The sequence below is a fragment of the Streptomyces sp. Act143 genome, assembly GCF_003143935.1.
Taxonomy (GTDB): Bacteria; Actinomycetota; Actinomycetes; order Streptomycetales; family Streptomycetaceae; genus Streptomyces.
Genome location: NZ_QFRX01000010.1, coordinates 1 through 208, shown reverse-complemented (window position 1 = coordinate 208; position 208 = coordinate 1). Strand labels below are relative to the sequence as shown.

Annotated in this window: 1 protein-coding gene; it reads right to left on the bottom strand. The window is 63.9% G+C overall.

The window, feature by feature from the left end; genetic code table 11:
• A partial coding sequence (locus DI272_RS43705) for a dihydropteroate synthase (RefSeq protein WP_146238446.1) occupies positions 1-208 on the bottom strand: 208 nt, incomplete at both ends.

The window sequence follows — 208 nt, the reverse complement described above, 5'->3', positions numbered from 1 at the left end:
GATCGCCGAGTCCAGCCCCGCCTTGACACACTCGTCCAGGAACACGGAGTTCAACAGGATGCGGGCCGCCGGATTCAGACCGAAGGAGATGTTCGACAACCCCAGCGTGGTCTGCACCTGCGGATGGCGGCGCTTGAGCTCGCGGATCGCCTCGATGGTGGCGATGCCATCCTTGCGGGACTCCTCCTGACCGGTGCAGATGGTGAAG